The sequence below is a fragment of the Virgibacillus oceani genome, from assembly GCF_041521345.1.
Classification (GTDB): domain Bacteria; phylum Bacillota; class Bacilli; order Bacillales; family Amphibacillaceae; genus Virgibacillus_N; species Virgibacillus_N oceani_A.
The window spans coordinates 54,300-72,688 of record NZ_JBGOHB010000009.1 but is presented as its reverse complement, the minus strand read 5'-3'; the positions used below and the strand labels follow the sequence as shown (position 1 = coordinate 72,688).

Below are 18,389 nucleotides of genomic sequence, written 5' to 3'. Positions count from 1 at the left end.
AATAAAGCTAAATCAAATCTACGCTTCAAACTATCATTAAATTTTTATCATCAATGTTAAACGGGTTATCAAGCTTTTCGGTTTTTAAATTTTTAGTTAAATCATTTCTGAGTTTAGTGTTTTCAATTAGTTGTTTTATGGCTTGGTAAATTTCCTTCGAATCAATATCTACAATTAATCCCGTCTCACCATGTCTTATTTGCTCCTTTGCACCTGCTGTAGCCGTCGTCACAATCGGTTTTTTTAATGCTCGGGCTTCTGCAATCGTTAAACAATAACCTTCATGCCTTGAAGGCTGTACATAAATATCACACTGCTCCATAAAAGAATAAGGGTTAGGGTTTGAGCCTAACAAAATAAATCTATCTTCAAGTTTATTTTCTTGAACTAATTTCTCATATTTATGTCGTGAGCTTCCTTCCCCTAAGCAATACCAATTAACATCAAATCCTTCATTCACTAGTCTTGTCAATGCTTCTATAGCCAAGTCCTGACCTTTTTCATTAGATAATCTGCCAACAGTAAATATTCTAAAGCCTTTGAAATAATCATCAAATCCTTTCCCCTTTTTGGACTCACGTTCTATGATTTCAGGTGAGACTATATTTAGAAATACTTCTGTTTTAATGTCAATGTTTGGTATTAAATTAATCAATTTATTTCTAGCCTCTTTAGAAACAATAAACAACTTATCGTATTGTTGATATATCCTTCTTGAAAAAACTTTATTAAAGCCAATCTTTGTAACATCAAAATGGATCCACTGAACTCTCTTTTTAGCTTTAATTTTATTCACAACGAAATAGCTTATGAAGTCCATTGGACCAGCATAAGCTAAAGCAATATCATATTCGGTTTTTAAATTCGGAATATTTTTTAAAACATATTTAAAAAATATTCCCTTATTTCTCGTTAACCTAGATAAAAATAATATTAACAATAGACTTAAACCTTTTATTACCTTACCATTTTTAAAGTTCTTCATAATTGTTTCTTTTGGTGGCCTATTCAATATCTTTTTGATATCTTGGTAACCATCAAGATACTGAACTTGAACATAAGATGGAATCGATTCTAAAAAACCCCCATACTTCTCAAGCATTAATATCGTAATATCAAATGTATCCTTAGGCATTTCTGCAATCATATTAAGCAGTGCTCTTTCAGTCCCACCAACATTCATATTAATAACCATAAATATTATATTTTTCTTCATAAACCTACTCTCTTCCATCCAATTAGAATGTACATACAAAATTAAAGTATTTTAATTACCTGGCAGTTAATTTTCTTTTTAATTTAAAATTTAAATACAAAAGTTTCACATTGTAATTTAATAAAGTAATTAAATATTTATATTTCAATGATAATCGGCTGGTTTTTAGGATCTCTTTATAATACTTTCTAATATATAGTTGTATATATAATATATACTTATCGCGCTCCACTGGATCTTCAACTTGATTTAAAATAGAATAAACATGATCCATACTGTAGTACACAAAACACGATATATATTCATTAGACAAATTTGGATAATTTTTATTCATAAAAGCAATAATTTCATCCCAACCTAAAAATATATCCAATTTTTTCTCATTATAAGGTGAGGTTAATATACTATTTTCTCTCAATAAATATATATAACCAGCATAGGTTGTATAGACTACTTTATTTGCATTGGAGAAAATTTTATACGTTGTCGGTAAATCATCAAGTCTTCTATCTTCAGGATATCGGATATTTTTAAAACAACACTTTTTATATAGTTTCGCCCACACTGCAAACCTGAAATATTTACCAGTAAAAAGTTGTTTCATTGCTTCCGTGTTATCCATTTCTTTTATTAACGCTTCCCTTTTAGTATCAATAACTTTTCCGTTTATTTCCCTATATATGCTACATATGGATATATCACTATTTGTTTCTTTACATAAATTATATAATTTGGAATACATATCTTTATATATCCAATCATCTGCATCAACAAAAGTAATAAATTCACCACTGGCTATATTTATTCCAGCATTTCTCGCAGAACTCACGCCTCCATTTTCTTTATGAACTATTTTAATCCTGCCATCTTGTTGAGCATATTGTTCGCAAATATGTCCACTCTGATCAGCCGATCCATCATTAACTAAAATCAGTTCGAATTTTCTAAAGGTTTGAGCTAGAATACTATCTATACACTTGCTAATATATGGGCTTGAATTATAGACAGGAACAATTATACTTATGTCTGGTTGTATCATAATTTCCCCTCCCCCTCAAGGCGTATAGATTCACATTGATATCTGTTATCCTATTAATTGATAAAATTTCTCGACTTCCTCTACATTCCCTTTCTTTTCATTCTCAAGATAGCAAACAATACGTTCTCTTAATTCCTTATCACTTATTAATTTTAAAACTGCATCACATACTGCGGCTGCATTCATATCAACTACAAGTCCGTTCTTCCCATCAACCATTTGATTGTAGACTGCATCAAATCTTGTTGTCACAACAGGAACATTCAACATTCTAGCCTCTGCAATCGCGAGTCCGAATCCTTCAAACCTGGAAGGTTGAACATATATATCCGCATTTTTTACAAATGGGTACGGATTGGTCTCCACACCGAGAAGAATGAAATGTTCTTGTAAATCATTCTCCGCTATATACTGTTCCACTTCTTGTTGAAACGGACCTTTACCCATTGCATACCAGCGGAAATGCAGTCCGGATTCCTTCAATTTTTTACATGCATCCAGTGCAATATCATAGCCTTTTTGCTTGTTAAGTCTGCCAACCGTTAATATTCTTACCCCATCAAAATTATCTTTATAACCTATTCCTATTTCCGCCATTTTTGAAATTATATGTGGATTGTTAATATCATATACAACTGTCATTTTATCTTCGTATTCCGGAAATGTTTCCGTAAAAACTTCCTTGGCTGATTCGGATACAGCCACTACTTTATCGTATTGATCGTAATAGTATTTTTGAAATTGCTTTTCTTTTTCATTCAATCTATAACTGGCATTTACCCAGGCGTATTTTTGCTTTGCCTTCACTTTACCCGCCACATAAAATGTCGGAATTCCTTGTGCATAACTGATGGCAATGTCATATTTTTTCGGATTGGCTTCAATCACCTTTGAAATACTTTGCCAGAACAGCCTTGCTTTTTCTTTATTATCGTATTTTTTAACACGTAAAACTGAAGAATACTTGAATCTAGATAAAAGCATACTGTATTCAGATTTTTTGATTGCTTCAGCAACTGCCGTATTTAAAGGCAAATTGGAAAATGTCGTATAATTCAAGGGATCCAATATCGTTACTTCTTTCGGAACGTGTTGCTCCAATTTTTTACCATGGGCAAACAACATTAAATCCACGGAGAACTTATTATAATCTAGCAGTCCAAGCAATGTGACCAGACTTTTTTCAGCCCCGGCAATATCCAGTGAATCTATTACAAATAATAAATTCTTTTTCATTTCGTGAAAGTCTCCTCACTTTATTAAAAATCTTACTCTACTTCTGCATTTTTAATGAACTCAAATAAAGATGGACTGAAAACGACTTACATGCTCTTTTGTTTCTATGGAAAGGAATTTAACAACTGACGTTCGCTAAGGTTCACCCTGCCACCGCCCTTATGTATACATTTCTCCTTGACAATCGTCGAAGAGACACCTTTCGTATAAGGAAAATAAACAATCTCAACCCCAACTTCAGCAAACTTACCTTCTAATTCATTAAAAAACACATCACCCTTCCAATCATCACCGACAAACATGACATTAAAAAGCAAATGCTCCCATGCAGCAAACTTATCTCTATTTATTTGCGGAACTACCCGGTCTACATGCTTAATTCCTTCCACAATAGCTTTTCTCTCCTCAAATGGAATGACCGGCTCCCTTTGTTTATATTCCATTACCAGTTCATCGGTGCTGACACCAACAATAAGATAATCACACTGTTCCTTTGCTCTTCTTAAAATATTCAGATGCCCGACATGAAATAAATCAAAAACGCCTGTAGTGTATCCTATTTTATACCGCTTCATCCAATTCTCTCCTTTGCTCGCCGAAACAAATAGCTTCAATGCGTTCCATTAAAAATTCACTTGCCTTACCCTGTTCAAAAGATCCTGTTTTATCGAGAAAGTGTCTAATATTCTTTTCATATTTTCTTCTGTCAAATGTCTTTATTTCCCCAATAAGATTTTCTTCGCTCGTTGCAGAGATAAAAGGAAGCTCCCTAATATTGAAATACAGCTTTCTGTCCTGTTTTGTATAGGCTTCGACATCCGGTATGTAAAGAAAGCACGGACGTTTTGTAATAGCAAAATCAAACATCAGGGATGAGTAGTCTGTTATTAAAACATCGGAAATAAGCAGCAATTCCTGAATGTCATCGTAGGAAGTCACATCCATCACATTGTTTTCATAAATCAATTGAGAAGATTGATGTATTAAATGCGGATGCAGTTTCACCAATACCACCCAGTCGTTTCCAAATGATTTTTTTAGTCTTTCCGTAATCCTCTTCCAATTCAGCTCATAGACACTTACATCATTGTTTTTCCTGAAGGTCGGTGCATACAATAAAACCTTTGTATCCGGTTCTATATTCAGCTCTTTACGTATATTCACCCTGTGATTCGGCGTTGTTTTAAACAGCACATCATTTCTCGGTGTCCCGTGTTCAAAAATCTCCCCATCATACCAGAACGCGTTTCTGAATATAGCTGTACTATCCGCGCATCCGGACAGCAATAAGTCACATTTCCGTGAATCCTTCTTTGCTATTTCAATGTATTCCGTTCCCAGCACATTCGCTGCATCTTTTTCAATTTGCTTTAATCGCAATGAACTGTGCCATGTCTGGATGTAATACTGATTTTTCCTCTTCACAAATAAATCTGTCGTTCGGTAGTTTGTAATCACTATCCTGGCGGTGCATAATTCATAAAAATATTTTATCGACATCGTCTTCACTTTCCGTATGTGATTTAATTCCTGTTTTGCATCGGGATCATGGAAAGCCCAGACAACATCATAGTTATCATTTCGATCATGCTCAGCAATAAATTTAGAGATGTATTTCGGATTACATCCATAATTGCCGCCATAATAGCTGAATAGAAAAATTTTATTCGTTTTGATTGGAAATAAATGAAAAAAATAAATAAGAATTCGAGTTACCATTTGCTTCATTTTACACTAGACTCCTTCTCAGCATTTTGCTCTACTTTATGTAATCCTTTTGGCGTAGAAATTATTTTCATGGATCGCAGACCTTTTCTTACACCGAGAAAACCAAGTTGAAAAAATGGATGCAATGAAAATAAGTTTAATTGCCAACTCAATACACTATCATCACTCACTGCATTTTTTAATTCCCTGTAATTCTGCCTGAGATAGGATTGAAGTTCCTTCCTGTGCACCTTCTTCGGATCTTTTTTTCTGTTTAGCCATAACAGCTGATAATGAATGAGACACATTTTTAATATGAGCCTAAGCGATTCCTCTCTCAGTTTCGGGTAAAATGATTCCAGGAAACGGTGCCTTTCCTTTAACCCTTTGATCATATCCAAATTTCTTAGCGTATACGTGGCAACAATACTGTCCTCGCGCTGGTAATAATAATAAAAGGGCCGTGAAATGAGAATGAATTTCTCAACCCGGTCTATGACCTGGTGAGCCCAAAATACATCCTCAAATAAAACACCTTTTTTAAACGGAATGTCCCGGATTAACTCCGTTTTATAAAGCTTGCCCCAAGCGAAATTCTTCACTTTTTCATTCATTACAAGTTCTCTCATTGCTTCCTTTTTATTGAAAATCGCGAAATCTTTATTCTCTTTATAGATTCTATCATCAAAAAGCAGTTGATCATCATGGGCATAATAAAAGGCACCCTGCACCACATCCGCATTAAACTTCAGACAATTTTCAAGAAGGCATGCCACCATGTCCCTTTCAATCCAGTCATCACTGTCAATAAACATCGTATACTCTCCAGTAACCGGTCGCATACCGTAATTCCTGGCGTCGGATAAACCGCCATTTTCCTTATGAATCACCTTGATTCGGCTGTCTTTTTTTCTGTATTCTTCTGCTATTTCGCCGCAATTGTCCGGGGAACCATCATTGACCAGAATAATTTCCAGGTCCTCATAAGTTTGTTCTGTAATGCTATCAATACATCTGTGAATATATTTTTCTACTTTATATAATGGAACAATAATGCTAACCTTTCCTTTTTCCGGCATGTGATCCCCCCTTAAGCAAATTCATACAATTTTTCTAATTCTTCATCATTCTCATAGTTTGTTGCCGCACAGTTTACAGCAAGCTGATTTTTGAGAACAGCATCATTGTACAGTGCTTCCACGCCATCAGCGATTCCCTCTGCGGATAAGTCACAAATAACACCATCAAATCCATCTTTCACCTGACTCGGGGCAGTGGCATAATTCGTGATCAAAACCGGTTTGGCAAGAATTTGCGCTTCCCGAACAGTGACTGCTTTTCCCTCATATCGAGAAGGCTGGACGTATAGGTCTGCTGCTTTTATGAAAGTATATGGATTGATTTTTTTACCCAATAAAATAAATCTGTCATCCAACCCGAGATAGACAATCAGCTGTCGCAGTACCTCTTCATCTCCACCATAACCGACGACATACCATGCAATGTTGGTGTATCCCCTTTTTTTCAAAACATGTAATGCCTTGATTGCCTGATCAATTCCTTTTGCATGGGAAAGTCTTGCCACTGTAATTAATTTGAAACGGGAATCATCAGTCATCGGATTCACCTCATTTTCTCCGGCAAGATTGTGTATCAGTTGGGGAGATGAAATATTTTCCATAACCGTTACTTTCTGTTTCAGCTGTGGATATTTTTTTAAAAATGAAGCCTCACAAGCTTCCGATACAGCAATGATATGATCAAACTTCTCCCATATTTTCAGATCCAGCCTCACATTTGTATCCACTGAAGCGTAATCGGTATGAATCCAGGCTATTTTCGTCCTTGCCTCCACCTTTTCAGCAACAAAAAAATGCGGCCACAAATAACTGACAGCCACATCGTATTTTTTATACAGCTTTGGGAGAAAGGGCAATGCATATTTCCACATAAGCTGCATTTGGTAATAACCTGGTTCATCATTTTTTTTTAGCTTTCCTCTCATATCTGCATTCAACTTGGAAAAAATCCTGGAAAATCCAATCACATAATGTTTATCACTAAACACATCTTTAATCGACTTCCTGAAAGTGGCATATTGCGGTATTTCTTCCAGTAAAACTGGTTCATCCGAAAGCAAATTCATGAATTCCCCCTGATGCCTGTATAGCATGAGATCGACTTTGTAATTTGTATAGTCGAAATGATCCAGCATACTGATCAGGCTTCTTTCCACCCCTCCCACTTCCAAATCAAATGAGGCGATCAACATGTCTTTCATATGCTTCTCCTTTGTTCCCTTGGTAGATATTTATTAATGTCGAAACTCCTTCCGTTATGGAATATCCGCTTTGTTCAAAGGCTTCAGTTATTTTATTTATGTTTCTTTCTTTATTTGCAGCTACTTCCACTATTTTATCTGCCCATACATCCGGGGAATCATCCAGAGAAAGCGTTGATACCAATTCAACTCCGACATCTGCCTCAGGCTGTATCGCTTCAGATACGACACAAGGAACATCGCTTGCCTGTGCTTCCAGCAAAACAAGCCCCAGCCCTTCATAAATGGAAGGAAAAACGAATACATCCATACTATGAAGCATCGTATTTATATCATTCCGGATACCGGCAAAAGTGATATTTTTATAGATTCCTTCTTTTTTCGCACGTTTCTCGATTAACTTCCTTAATTCACCATCTCCCACAAGGAGCAGTTTCACGGTAGAATCCTTCTCCACAAGCTTTTTAAATATGTTCAATAAAAATAGATGATTCTTTGCTTCAATGAATCTGCCTATATGGCCAATAACTACGCTGTTTCCCAGTCCCTTTTCCAATTTAAACTTTTTAACCTCTGTTTCCGGTGCTTGCAGAAATCCCGAATAATCAATCGTATTTGGAAAATAGGCGTATATTGCTTTCTTTATACCTCCTCGACCAAATAAGTACCTCCCTGCATCCTCACTGCAAGCCAATAGATTTGTTGAAAAACGAAGAATAATTAAACGCATAACGTGAATATACATTTTTCTAAACAATGTACTGCTGTCATCCCGGGTCGTATGTGCATGGGAAATTCTTACCTTTACACCGGCTAAAAAAGCAGCAACATTTGAAATGCCACTGTGGAATAATGTATGCGAATGCACCACATCATACGTGCCGTATTTTTTCATCACATCATACAAAGCTTTTACGGAATTTGTTTTTGAGAGTTTAATAATCTTCCCGCCAAAACGTCTAATTTCTTGATCGTAATGGGCCTCTTCTGAACTGTAGGAAACAAAATCAAACTGAATTTGATCACGGTCTATTTTTCTGTAAATATTCATCAGCATCGTTTCCGTCCCGCCCGCATTCATAGCTCCAACTATGTGCAAAACCTTGAAAGGCTTAGCATTTCCCATTTGTTTTCCCCTCTATGAATTTGAATTATTTTTCTTATGTTCATTCTGCCATTTAACAAATTCAATTACCTTTTTAAATTCCTGTAGCTGATCTTTTTTCACGCCTGACTTTTTTAATTCCTTGATAAATTCAATCCACTCATGATCAGAAAGAACACCACCTGAAGGTTCTGTGTCAATTAACCTGCGAAGATCCACCTCTAGGACTCTAGCAATTTTCTCCAGAACATGAATGGAAGGGTTCTGATTTAAATTTCGTTCAATATTGCTTAAATATGACTTTGATATATTTGCTCTGTGGGCACACTCTGATAATGTGATTCCTTTCTTTTTCCGAATCTTTTTTATATTTGTCCCAATCATGATTTATACCTCATGTTTTCCTAAGATTAGATAACCTCTACTACGAACAGTTTCTTCCATTGTTTCTCTTATACACTTAATAATTCTTATTTGCTCTTCAGCCTTCAGGTTCGACCCTGATGGGAGGCAAATACCTGTATTGAATAACCTCTCTGCCACATGATAATTGGTGCTGTGCGCAAAGTAAAGTGCTCCTTCAAAAAGCGGCTGCAGGTGAAGTGGTTTCCATACAGGACGGGCTTCAATGTTTTCCCTGTATAATGCATTCATTAGCCGTTTTACTGTCATGCCTGTTTTTACTTCATCCAGGTATAATACGGATAACCAGCGGTTCATTCTTGTGCCTGGCAATTCCGGCATGAATGCAATTCCTGGTAAATCTGATAATGCCTGATTGTAAATATTAAAAATACTTCTTTTTGCTGCAACACGTTCTTCCAGTACTTCAAGCTGAGCTCTGCCCATCCCTGCCAATATATTGCTGAGACGATAGTTATAACCGATTATGCTGTGCTGATAGTGTGGAGCTGGGTCACGTGATTGTGTTGCCAGAAATTTTGCCCGTTCAATTGCTGCGGTATCATCGGATACAAGCATGCCTCCACCGGAAGTGGAAATAATTTTATTCCCATTAAAGGAAAAAATACCAAACTTCCCAAACGAACCTGATGCGTTTCCTTTATAAGTTGTTCCCAGGGATTCTGCAGCATCTTCAATCATCGGCACTTCATATTGATTACATAGAGCAATAATTTCGTCCATTTTGGCACTCTGACCATACAAATTAACGATAATAACCGCTTTTGGCAGTTTTCCTTCCTGTACTGCAAACTGAAATGCTTTTTTTAGTGCTCTAGGAGACATATTCCATGACTCGGGTTCTGAATCAATAAATACAGGTTCTGCCCCCTGATAAAGAATCGGATTGGCACTTGCAACAAATGTTAAAGTGGAACAGAACACTATATCTCCTTTTCCCACTCCCAATAATTCAAGTGACAGATGAATTGCAGCCGTTCCGGAGTTCGTTGCAACTGCACTTTTTACGCCAATAAAGTTTGCAATCTCTTCTTCAAAAGCATCAACATTTGGCCCAAGTGGAGCGATCCAATTAGATGCAAATGCTTCTTTTATATACCTTTCCTCCTTTCCACTCATATGTGGAGGAGAAAGAAAAATCCTCGATTTTTTCAAATAACCACCACCTTTTTTATTTCGATTTTTGATGCTTACGAGCGATTTGATGCCCCTTTCGATCGATTTTTCATACTTCTCGGTCGGTTTTATGCGAGCTCGAATATTCTCACGGTCGTATCTCATTACTTCATCACTTTAATAAACTTATCAAATAATTTGATGAACTGGCTGGCTTTGATATTTCCCTCATTTTCCCCAAGTATTACTTTATCAGTATCCGTTCAATAATCCTCGTTGGACTTCCAACTGCCTTGCTATATGCCGGTATATGTTCAATGACTGTGGAACCTGCACCGACAACTGACCAGTTGCCGATATGTTTCCCGGGTATAACCGTTGCAGAGGAGCCAATATGCACCCCTTCACCGGTACTTACATTACCTGATAACGTGGCATTTGGTGAAATATGAGCATAGTCGGCAATTTCACTGTCATGCTCGACGATAGCAGCCGAATTGATAATACAGTGCATGCCGATATCCGCTTTTGCATTCACAACGGCATATGGCATAATTACCGTTCCGCATCCTATCTTTGAAGTAGTGCTGATGACTGCCGTGGGGTGAACTATAGCTACAAAACGCTCCGGCGGAAGATCCAGTTCTTTTACAGTTTTTTTTCTTACATCATTATTTCCAATGGCCACCACTACTTTAGTATCTTTACGAAGCAGTCTCCATATAAAGGAAATAGGCGCATGGATCATCCCGTTCAACTGGAATCCTTGTTCATACTTATCATCCAGCACGGCAGCAATATCGTACCCCGCCTTTGAATAAACCATTTCCTGTATAACCCTGCTATGTCCGCCGTCTCCCAATAAAATTATCTTCATTTGAACACTTCTTTCGTGCCGTTAAATTTCTCCATTGTCGCGGCTTCCTGCTGGTTAATGCCTTCTCTTTTCAGTACTTTAAAAACGGTCATCCAGAGAATTCTGCAGTCCAGGAGCAGGCTTTGATTTTCCACGTACCATTTATCAAATTGAAATTTTTCATCCCACGAAATATTGTTTCTTCCATTCACTTGTGCCCAGCCGGTAATCCCCGGTTTTACATCATGCCGTCTTGACTGCTCCTCGTTATAAAGGGGTAAGTATTCCATCAGTAATGGCCTAGGGCCGATCAGACTCATATCGCCTTTCACTACATTAATCAGCTGGGGAAGTTCATCAAGACTGTATTTTCGCAGCTTTTTTCCCAGTTCTGTTAAGCGATTTTCATCATCCTCTCTATCATTTTTTTGATTCAAGTTTTTCATCGTTCTGAATTTAAAAAGTAAAAAAGGCTTTCCATCCAATCCCGGCCGCTTCTGTTTAAATAGTATTGGTGACCCCATTACAGCTTTAATACATAGAGCAATGATTAACATGAGCGGAGATAATATAGTGATTAAGGGTATTGAGATAAAAAGATCCATACATCGTTTCACTTATAACTCCCTCCCCATTCAGGCATTAAAAAAACTCCGGTGCCTCTTGCAGCGGAGCTTTCTCATTTTAATTCGGGTATATGGTCAATGCGACTTTCGGTTTTCGGTAACCTGAAGGATGATGAAACTGCCAGCGCCAGGTATCCAAACACATAGCATCTACTTCCCTTACTGCCTGCCACCCCAAGTCTGCTCTTGCTTTGTTCGGATTTGCATAACAAATGGCTACATCTCCCGGCCGAGGGTTTGTATATCGAAATGGGATTTTCTTTTTCGATGCTCTTTCAAAAGCTTTTACCATTTCCAGCACACTATAGCCCTTTCCCGTGCCAAGATTATAGGCATCAATCCCTTTTGTCGTCCTTACTTTTTCCAGTGCTTTCAAATGACCTTCTGCCAAATCAACGACATGGATATAATCCCTTACCCCAGTGCCATCTTTTGTATTGAAATCGTTACCGAATATATGGAGTTCTTCTCTTTCGCCAACCGCCACCTGGGAAATAAAAGGCATTAAATTATTAGGTACACCTTGGGGATCCTCTCCTATCAGACCGCTTTCATGCGCCCCAACCGGATTGAAATACCTTAACAACGCGATACTCCATGCCGGGTCTGCAAACGCAATATCCCTTAGTATCTCTTCTATCATCAGTTTTGTTCTGCCGTACGGATTCGTTGCCTCAAGTGGTGTATCCTCGATGATGGGAACTTCCGCTCTAGCACCATAAACGGTTGCGGATGAACTGAATACAAGATTCTTCACATTATACTCCTGCATCACTTCACATAAATGAAGTGTGCCTATAATATTATTTTTATAATAGGAAACCGGAACGGAAACAGATTCGCCTACTGCCTTTAATCCCGCAAAATGAATCACGGCATCAATATCATTATTTTCCACAAAGATTTCTCTTAAACCTACTTTGTCTTGCAGGTCTTTATGATAGATTCGAAATGTTTTTCCCGTTATTTCTGCTACCCTGTTTAAGCTTTCCGGATTGCTGTTGGAAAAATTATCAAGTACGATAATGTCATTGTTGCTATTCAAAAGCTCCACACAAGTATGGGTCCCGATATAGCCGGCACCGCCTGTAATAAGAATTGCCACGCTTTCTCCCCCCTTTTCTTATCTGCCCAGGAAATCACTCTCATAAATTATATTCAGCGTGATCACATTTTCGTAAAAATAATAACCAAAGTAACAACCAAGTATGGCCAGATAAACAAATTTCTGGTCTTTCTCCCGAAATAATACTGGAAGCCAGGAGATTAAAATTAATTGATACAGTTGAAAATAGATGGCCAACCTGGCAAAAATCCATTCCTGGGTAGAAATCACCATGAAAACAAAACCAATTAACGCCATATTTATAATAAAATCACTGTTCGGAAAAATACTTCTCAGCTTTTCTCTACCCAGATATGCAATAAAAAGGGGTGCTGCCTCGACAGCCACCCGGAGAATATTGGCTCCCCCCTCGGCAAAGCTGTCATAGTTTGCATATTGGGTGTCCTCAATCGCACTGAATAATAATGTGGTGAACGCTTCATACCCTATGACAACAAGTACGGAAAGCAGGATTAATACTACCGTAGCTTTGGACCATGCTTTAAACCTTACGAGAAAATATACAGGTAGCAGAATTAATGCACTTTGATGAAATAACGAAGCCAGGACAACAATTGCTGCATATTTAAAGAAATTCCCATTCATTAAATATCGGATGGCTAGAAAGGCGATGGCTGCTGCCAGCAATTGTCTGATGCCATTCATGGATACAAGAAACAACCCGCCTGTAATGTAAACGTATAGACTAAGCTCCACCATTCTGGAATAATTGTATAAAACCGCAACAATCAGTATATTAGTGATGAGTGCCGCCGTAAAAATCATAATTTGCGGATCTTCGGAAATATAATTTTTTAACACCATCTGCATTACGCCAAACCCGATGTCTTTCTCCGATAAAACATATTCCCATGTAAATTCGTTGCTAGTATAAATTAGTTTATAAAAAAATGTATCACCGATATTGGAGCGAAGGCCGGCAATCATGATAAGTACCGACATTGAACCAAGTATCAGCAGTTTATTTGGTCTTATAGTATGGCTGAAGCCGCCCGCATAGGCTGGAGCAGCAAAATACCTGGCGAAAAAGGCAAAAGCAAATACCAGTATCAGGTTGATCCAAAGTAAAGTCATAAGCGATACCCTTTCAATTAAACATGTACATCTCTTGTTTTGGATGTGATGTATAGAAGCAGCAATGTTCCGAGTGGCAATGCCAGAATGGTAAGCCAGTTTATTCGGTGTTTCCTGCAGAAATTTGCTATTTCTCTCCACATGCTGCTGGATACGTAATGAATGGCCTGCCTGAATTTAAACATCCCATTTCCAAATGGCAGTTTCATCAATTCCGGTAAAAAGAAAAACCTCTCGGGTTCCTTCGATATTGCTTCAGCATATTACGTGAAGAACCATCCGGGAGATATTCTACATACCATAAGACTTCATTCATTAACAGCATTACATAATCTCTGTCGATCATGTAATACTTATAGGCCAGGCCCAACATATTTTTCTTCTGCAAAGGTTGGATAGGGATATTTTTTTGTTAATTCACTTCGATAGACAAGTTTTTTATCCCCTTTTAAACGGTATTTGTTATAAAGATCGAACAGTGTGGATGATTTCAGATTGGCTGGGAACCCGGTACCGGTGATCTCATCTCCGTTTGTTGCATCCAAGCCCATAATGCCGCTCACCTGATCGTTTCCATGTTTCAACCAGAAATCAAGAATTTTTTCCACTGCATCCGCCGACATATAATCATCGGAATCATACATACATTTAACTCCGTCTCAATTAATTCATATGCTTTGTTATGCGCGCCATGCATTCGCTGATTTTCCTGGTAACGATATTGGATATCGATAACATTTTCCTCTTTCCAGGCTTCTATGATTTCCCTTGTGCTGTCTGTTGATCCATCATCAATAATCAGCCATGCAAAGTCGCTGCAAGTCTGGCTTTTCAGGCTTTCATAGCACCGGTAAAGACCATATGCTCTGTTGTAGGCCGGTGTAAATAAGCAACATCAACTTCTCCTCACCCCTGTTCCTTATACCATTTTATACAGCAGATGAAATGCTTTAAAATGGTAATCTACAGTGGGGCACAATATAATACTTTATTTGTCATGCATTCTCCCTTCCTTCCTTTATTTATTCGGTCTCATAAATTTTTCACTCTTTTTTCTATATCGATATGGCCGTTGTTGCCTCCTGGACAACTACTTCATTATTTGCCAGCTTTAGTAACTGTTCTCTCAGCCGTTCCATATCATAATGGTGATAGTTTGCGATAATTTCATTGATTTCATCGATGTAGAGTTCTGTTGTTTTCCCTACATATATTTTTGGAAAAACATGATGATTATGCACTTCGCTTTCTTGCAAAAGTTCTTCAAAAAGCTTCTCTCCTGGCCGGATGCCGGTGAACTCAATTCCGATGGCTTCGACGGAATTTCCCGATAATTTGATGAGGTTTTTGGCAAGGTCGACAATCCTCACCGGATCCCCCATATCCAGCACAAATATTTCCCCTCCTGCTGCGAGAGACCCTGCCTGAATGACGAGTCTGGAGCTTTCAGGAATTGTCATAAAATAGCGGACCATATCCGGGTGGGTCACCGTAACCGGACCGCCCTGCTCTATCTGTTTTTTAAATAAAGGAATGACGCTGCCAGTGCTCCCCAGCACATTACCGAAACGGACAGCGACAAATTTTGTACCGCTTTTGGTGTGCATATCCTGCACGATCATTTCTGCCAGCCGTTTGGTAGCTCCCATCACACTTGTCGGATTCACCGCTTTATCGGTGGAAACCATGACAAAGGTTCCTGCATTATTTCTGTGAGCGGCCATGGCTGCATTTCTCGTACCAATGATATTGTTCTTCACCGCCTCTTCCGGATTTCTTTCCATTAAAGGCACATGCTTATGGGCTGCGGCATGATAAACCACATCCGGTTTATACCGGCGCATGATGGTCATCATTTTCTTCGCATCCTGCACATCGGCAATTTCAGTGATGATTGCTATTTCGCTATGTTTGTATTTTTCCATCAGTTCCATTTCAATGGCGTAAATATCATTTTCCGCATGGCCCAGTAATATGATTTTTCGTGGTTGAAACGAAGCAATTTGTCTTGAAATCTCTGAACCTATGGAACCTCCTGCCCCGGTAACGAGAATTACTTTATTCGTTATATTTTCGGAGATGCTTTCCATATCCATATGAACCGGATCCCTTCCCAGCAAATCTTCCACCTGCACGTCCCGGAACGCATTGATCGACACCTTGCCGGTAATTAAATCCTCCAGCAAAGGAAGGATTTTCGTTTGTGCGCTTGTTTTGGTGCATTCCTGAAATATGGTATTCAGCTCTTTTTTGCTTAAGGAAGGGATGGAAATAATAATATGGTCAATCTGTAGTGCTTTAACATTCCTTTCTATGTCCTTCACCCCACCGATTACTGGCAGTCCGTATATATCCAGACGTTGCTTTGTCTTGTCATCATCAATAAAAGCAATAGGCAGCAGCTCACTCTCTTTATTTTTCAGCATTTGTCTAGCAATCATCGTCCCAGCAGCCCCTGCACCTATAATCAATGTTCTTATTTTATCCTCGGATTTATTCATAACAGTATCCCGGTAAACCCGCCAGACAAACCGAGATCCTCCGATTAAAAACAAATGGAGCAGCCAGGTTACTGCGATAAGTTTGAATTGGATTGCCTGAATGAATACAAGCTGAAGTACAATTGCTGTCAAAACGGAAAAGGAAACAACCTTTAAAATAATTAATAATTCCTGAATGCTGGCGTATTCCCATACCTTTTTATACAGCTTATATTTTATCGCAAACAGGTGATGACAGATAACAATGGCTAGTGAGCTGATAAGCAAAGGGACAGCAAATACCAATATATTTATGCTTAACAGAAAAGTACTTAAAAAAATGGCGCTTAATACAATAAGTGAGTCAACAAATATAAATAAAGAAAGCCGTTGCCGATAGGTCACTGCCATCTCCTCCTTTCTGAATAACTTTTGGTAAATTTATATGTGAGTTTTGGGTATTTACCCAGCTTCAGCAACATTTCCAATTGCAAAGATCCAGATAAATATGTATGTAACTTGGGCATCTAACCCGCCCTCACATCACACTACCGACAACTAATGCGTCTAAGGTTTCAAAGAAAACCCACAGCATGACCGAGTGCCTGCCTTGATAAAGGTTAGCAGACATCACCTAGACTTTATTGAGATTATTTTATTCTTTTTTAAGAACGATAAAGATAAAAAAATATACACTTATCTGTTGTTAAAAATAACACCCATCAATTTGGCATGAGCCAGCTTTAATATTCTTTTTGCTTCAACCACCTTTTCCATTCCGGTTTTCCCGCGATTTACTACCAGAATTACACCTGAACACTGATTGGCCAGCACTCTTGTTTCCGTAGATTTTAATATGGTTGGCGCATCTATTAACACCATATTATAATGGGCTTTTGCTGCCTCCAGCAGTTTTGCCATGACATCACTGCCGAGTAATTCTGTTGGATTCTGTACTTCCAGTCCACTTGTCAGTACATCCAAATTTTCGACGTCTGTGCGACTGATTGCATCTTTTAATGTGGTTATTCCTTTTAATACATTAGCCAAACCCACATTATTAGGTAAAAAAAATGTACTGTGCATAACCGATTCTCTTAAATTCGCATCTATTAAAAGAACCTTTTCCTTTTGAGTCGCGATGGAGACAGCAAGGTTTGCTATCATCGTTGATTTACCTTCCCCATCTCCTGGTGACGTAACGAGAATGACGTTTTTTTCTTTTTCATTCGCTAAAAAACGGATATTCGTGCGTATTGTTCTAAACTGATCCGATATGATCGAATTCGGATTTGAATAAGTGACAAGACGTGTTTTTTTATTACTCATTGTAGGCATTGTCTTTAATTGCAGCGGACTCACCTCTTCCTCTTGCTTCCTTTCTGTTTGATGCTTCGGTGATATATTTCTTTTTATTCATATTGGCGACAATTCCGATTACCGGTACCCCCAACACTTCTTCCAATTCACGCTGTTTTCTTACTTTGTCATCCATGGAATCCAATAAGAACGCCAGACCGATTCCCATAATGACACCTAATACGACGGATATGATACCAATACTGCTGCTTTGTGTTTCATTAATGGGCATCGGGTTTTCTTTTGCCTCGGATAATAATTGAACTTCGGTAAATCCAAGAATGTCAGCAATTTCACTTTTAAAGGAAGCAGCAGTGGCATTGGCTATATCTGCTGCAGTTTTTGCATGCTCATCAATGACGGATATTTGAACGACCTGGGAATCATCGATCCTTGATACTTCAATTTGACTGGCGATTGTATCAGTGGTTCTCGTCAACTGAAGTTCCTCCCTGACCAATTCCATGATAATCGGGTCTTTGATCATAACCATCAGTGTATTCATATCTTCCGTATCGGAACCAAAAATCATTCTTGTCGATGTTTGATAAAGGGAGGTATTGGTAAGTGCACTGTAATAATTATAGAAATAACCTGCAGCGGATATAATCATTGCTACCAGGATAATAATCCAAAAACGTCTTTTGAGTACCTCAAAATATTCCCTTAAATTAATTTCTTTCGGATGTTCATTCTTCTGATAAGATTCCTGATATCCACTATTCATTGAATCACCTTTATTCTA

The 18,389-nt window shown here is 38.0% G+C and carries 17 protein-coding genes and 2 pseudogenes; all 19 read right to left on the bottom strand.

Annotation, left to right across the window (positions count from 1 at the left end):
• Positions 1-25: 25 nt before the first annotated feature.
• The 19 genes and pseudogenes from ACDX78_RS08700 to ACDX78_RS08610 all read right to left on the bottom strand — a co-directional run bounded on the left by ACDX78_RS08700 (position 26) and on the right by ACDX78_RS08610 (position 18,371).
• Positions 26-1,216 carry a glycosyltransferase gene (locus ACDX78_RS08700; protein ID WP_486027034.1) on the bottom strand — a complete coding sequence of 397 codons (1,191 nt, stop codon included), beginning with the start codon at positions 1,214-1,216 and terminating at the stop codon, positions 26-28.
• Positions 1,217-1,271: 55 nt separating this feature from the next.
• Positions 1,272-2,255, bottom strand: coding sequence for a glycosyltransferase (locus tag ACDX78_RS08695; protein ID WP_486027032.1), 984 nt, complete (start codon positions 2,253-2,255; stop codon positions 1,272-1,274).
• Positions 2,256-2,300: 45 nt separating this feature from the next.
• Entirely contained in the window at positions 2,301-3,491 is a 1,191-nt protein-coding gene (locus ACDX78_RS08690) for a glycosyltransferase (RefSeq protein WP_486027030.1), read from the bottom strand.
• A 104-nt stretch (positions 3,492-3,595) separates the two neighbouring features.
• Positions 3,596-4,066, bottom strand: a complete 471-nt coding sequence (locus ACDX78_RS08685) for an FAD synthase family protein (RefSeq protein ID WP_486027029.1) — start codon at positions 4,064-4,066, stop codon at positions 3,596-3,598.
• Positions 4,053-5,219, bottom strand: coding sequence for a CDP-glycerol glycerophosphotransferase family protein (locus ACDX78_RS08680; protein ID WP_486027027.1), 1,167 nt, complete (start codon positions 5,217-5,219; stop codon positions 4,053-4,055). Before ACDX78_RS08680 ends, ACDX78_RS08685 begins: the two co-directional genes overlap by 14 nt.
• On the bottom strand, positions 5,216-6,277 hold the full coding sequence (locus tag ACDX78_RS08675; protein WP_486027025.1) for a glycosyltransferase family 2 protein: 1,062 nt from the start codon (positions 6,275-6,277) through the stop codon (positions 5,216-5,218). Before ACDX78_RS08675 ends, ACDX78_RS08680 begins: the two co-directional genes overlap by 4 nt.
• A gap of 11 nt (positions 6,278-6,288) precedes the next feature.
• Entirely contained in the window at positions 6,289-7,479 is a 1,191-nt protein-coding gene (locus ACDX78_RS08670; RefSeq protein WP_486027023.1) for a glycosyltransferase, read from the bottom strand.
• A complete protein-coding gene (locus ACDX78_RS08665) occupies positions 7,451-8,605 on the bottom strand; it encodes a glycosyltransferase family 1 protein (RefSeq protein WP_486027021.1) in 1,155 nt (384 codons plus the stop codon). The genes ACDX78_RS08670 and ACDX78_RS08665 overlap by 29 nt, the downstream gene beginning before the upstream one ends.
• Positions 8,606-8,617: 12 nt before the next feature.
• Positions 8,618-8,968 carry a helix-turn-helix domain-containing protein gene (locus tag ACDX78_RS08660; RefSeq protein WP_486027019.1) on the bottom strand — a complete coding sequence of 117 codons (351 nt, stop codon included), beginning with the start codon at positions 8,966-8,968 and terminating at the stop codon, positions 8,618-8,620.
• A gap of 3 nt (positions 8,969-8,971) precedes the next feature.
• Positions 8,972-10,126 carry a DegT/DnrJ/EryC1/StrS family aminotransferase gene (locus ACDX78_RS08655; protein ID WP_486027143.1) on the bottom strand — a complete coding sequence of 385 codons (1,155 nt, stop codon included), beginning with the start codon at positions 10,124-10,126 and terminating at the stop codon, positions 8,972-8,974.
• A 241-nt stretch (positions 10,127-10,367) separates the two neighbouring features.
• Complete coding sequence (locus tag ACDX78_RS08650; RefSeq protein ID WP_486027018.1) at positions 10,368-11,000, bottom strand: acetyltransferase; 633 nt, start codon at positions 10,998-11,000, stop codon at positions 10,368-10,370.
• The gene (locus ACDX78_RS08645; RefSeq protein WP_486027016.1) at positions 10,997-11,596 is read right to left on the bottom strand and encodes a sugar transferase; all 600 of its coding nucleotides are present in this window, start codon (positions 11,594-11,596) and stop codon (positions 10,997-10,999) included. Before ACDX78_RS08645 ends, ACDX78_RS08650 begins: the two co-directional genes overlap by 4 nt.
• A gap of 67 nt (positions 11,597-11,663) precedes the next feature.
• Complete coding sequence (gene galE, locus ACDX78_RS08640; RefSeq protein ID WP_486027014.1) at positions 11,664-12,710, bottom strand: UDP-glucose 4-epimerase GalE; 1,047 nt, start codon at positions 12,708-12,710, stop codon at positions 11,664-11,666.
• Between the two features lie 18 nt (positions 12,711-12,728).
• The gene (locus ACDX78_RS08635; RefSeq protein ID WP_486027012.1) at positions 12,729-13,805 is read right to left on the bottom strand and encodes an EpsG family protein; all 1,077 of its coding nucleotides are present in this window, start codon (positions 13,803-13,805) and stop codon (positions 12,729-12,731) included.
• A 17-nt stretch (positions 13,806-13,822) separates the two neighbouring features.
• Positions 13,823-14,694: pseudogene (locus tag ACDX78_RS08630) on the bottom strand (glycosyltransferase family A protein); the annotation flags it as partial.
• Between the two features lie 20 nt (positions 14,695-14,714).
• Positions 14,715-14,804, bottom strand: a pseudogene (locus ACDX78_RS08625) (hypothetical protein); the annotation flags it as partial.
• 56 nt (positions 14,805-14,860) lie between these two features.
• The gene (locus ACDX78_RS08620) at positions 14,861-16,690 is read right to left on the bottom strand and encodes a polysaccharide biosynthesis protein (protein WP_486027010.1); all 1,830 of its coding nucleotides are present in this window, start codon (positions 16,688-16,690) and stop codon (positions 14,861-14,863) included.
• A 291-nt stretch (positions 16,691-16,981) separates the two neighbouring features.
• The gene (locus tag ACDX78_RS08615; protein ID WP_486027008.1) at positions 16,982-17,614 is read right to left on the bottom strand and encodes a CpsD/CapB family tyrosine-protein kinase; all 633 of its coding nucleotides are present in this window, start codon (positions 17,612-17,614) and stop codon (positions 16,982-16,984) included.
• Complete coding sequence (locus tag ACDX78_RS08610; protein ID WP_486027007.1) at positions 17,607-18,371, bottom strand: YveK family protein; 765 nt, start codon at positions 18,369-18,371, stop codon at positions 17,607-17,609. The genes ACDX78_RS08615 and ACDX78_RS08610 overlap by 8 nt, the downstream gene beginning before the upstream one ends.
• Positions 18,372-18,389: the final 18 nt, after the last annotated feature.

Coding starts and splice junctions, on each gene's coding strand:
- ACDX78_RS08665 (WP_486027021.1), bottom strand. CDS start 8,605: ATGGGAAATGCTAAGCCTTTCAAGGTTTTGCACATAGTTGGAGCTATG.
- ACDX78_RS08660 (WP_486027019.1), bottom strand. CDS start 8,968: ATGATTGGGACAAATATAAAAAAGATTCGGAAAAAGAAAGGAATCACA.
- ACDX78_RS08680 (WP_486027027.1), bottom strand. CDS start 5,219: ATGAAGCAAATGGTAACTCGAATTCTTATTTATTTTTTTCATTTATTT.
- ACDX78_RS08690 (WP_486027030.1), bottom strand. CDS start 3,491: ATGAAAAAGAATTTATTATTTGTAATAGATTCACTGGATATTGCCGGG.
- ACDX78_RS08675 (WP_486027025.1), bottom strand. CDS start 6,277: ATGCCGGAAAAAGGAAAGGTTAGCATTATTGTTCCATTATATAAAGTA.
- ACDX78_RS08700 (WP_486027034.1), bottom strand. CDS start 1,216: ATGAAGAAAAATATAATATTTATGGTTATTAATATGAATGTTGGTGGG.
- ACDX78_RS08615 (WP_486027008.1), bottom strand. CDS start 17,614: ATGAGTAATAAAAAAACACGTCTTGTCACTTATTCAAATCCGAATTCG.
- ACDX78_RS08655 (WP_486027143.1), bottom strand. CDS start 10,126: ATGAGTGGAAAGGAGGAAAGGTATATAAAAGAAGCATTTGCATCTAAT.
- ACDX78_RS08695 (WP_486027032.1), bottom strand. CDS start 2,255: ATGATACAACCAGACATAAGTATAATTGTTCCTGTCTATAATTCAAGC.
- ACDX78_RS08670 (WP_486027023.1), bottom strand. CDS start 7,479: ATGAAAGACATGTTGATCGCCTCATTTGATTTGGAAGTGGGAGGGGTG.
- ACDX78_RS08650 (WP_486027018.1), bottom strand. CDS start 11,000: ATGAAGATAATTTTATTGGGAGACGGCGGACATAGCAGGGTTATACAG.
- ACDX78_RS08685 (WP_486027029.1), bottom strand. CDS start 4,066: ATGAAGCGGTATAAAATAGGATACACTACAGGCGTTTTTGATTTATTT.
- ACDX78_RS08635 (WP_486027012.1), bottom strand. CDS start 13,805: ATGACTTTACTTTGGATCAACCTGATACTGGTATTTGCTTTTGCCTTT.
- ACDX78_RS08610 (WP_486027007.1), bottom strand. CDS start 18,371: ATGAATAGTGGATATCAGGAATCTTATCAGAAGAATGAACATCCGAAA.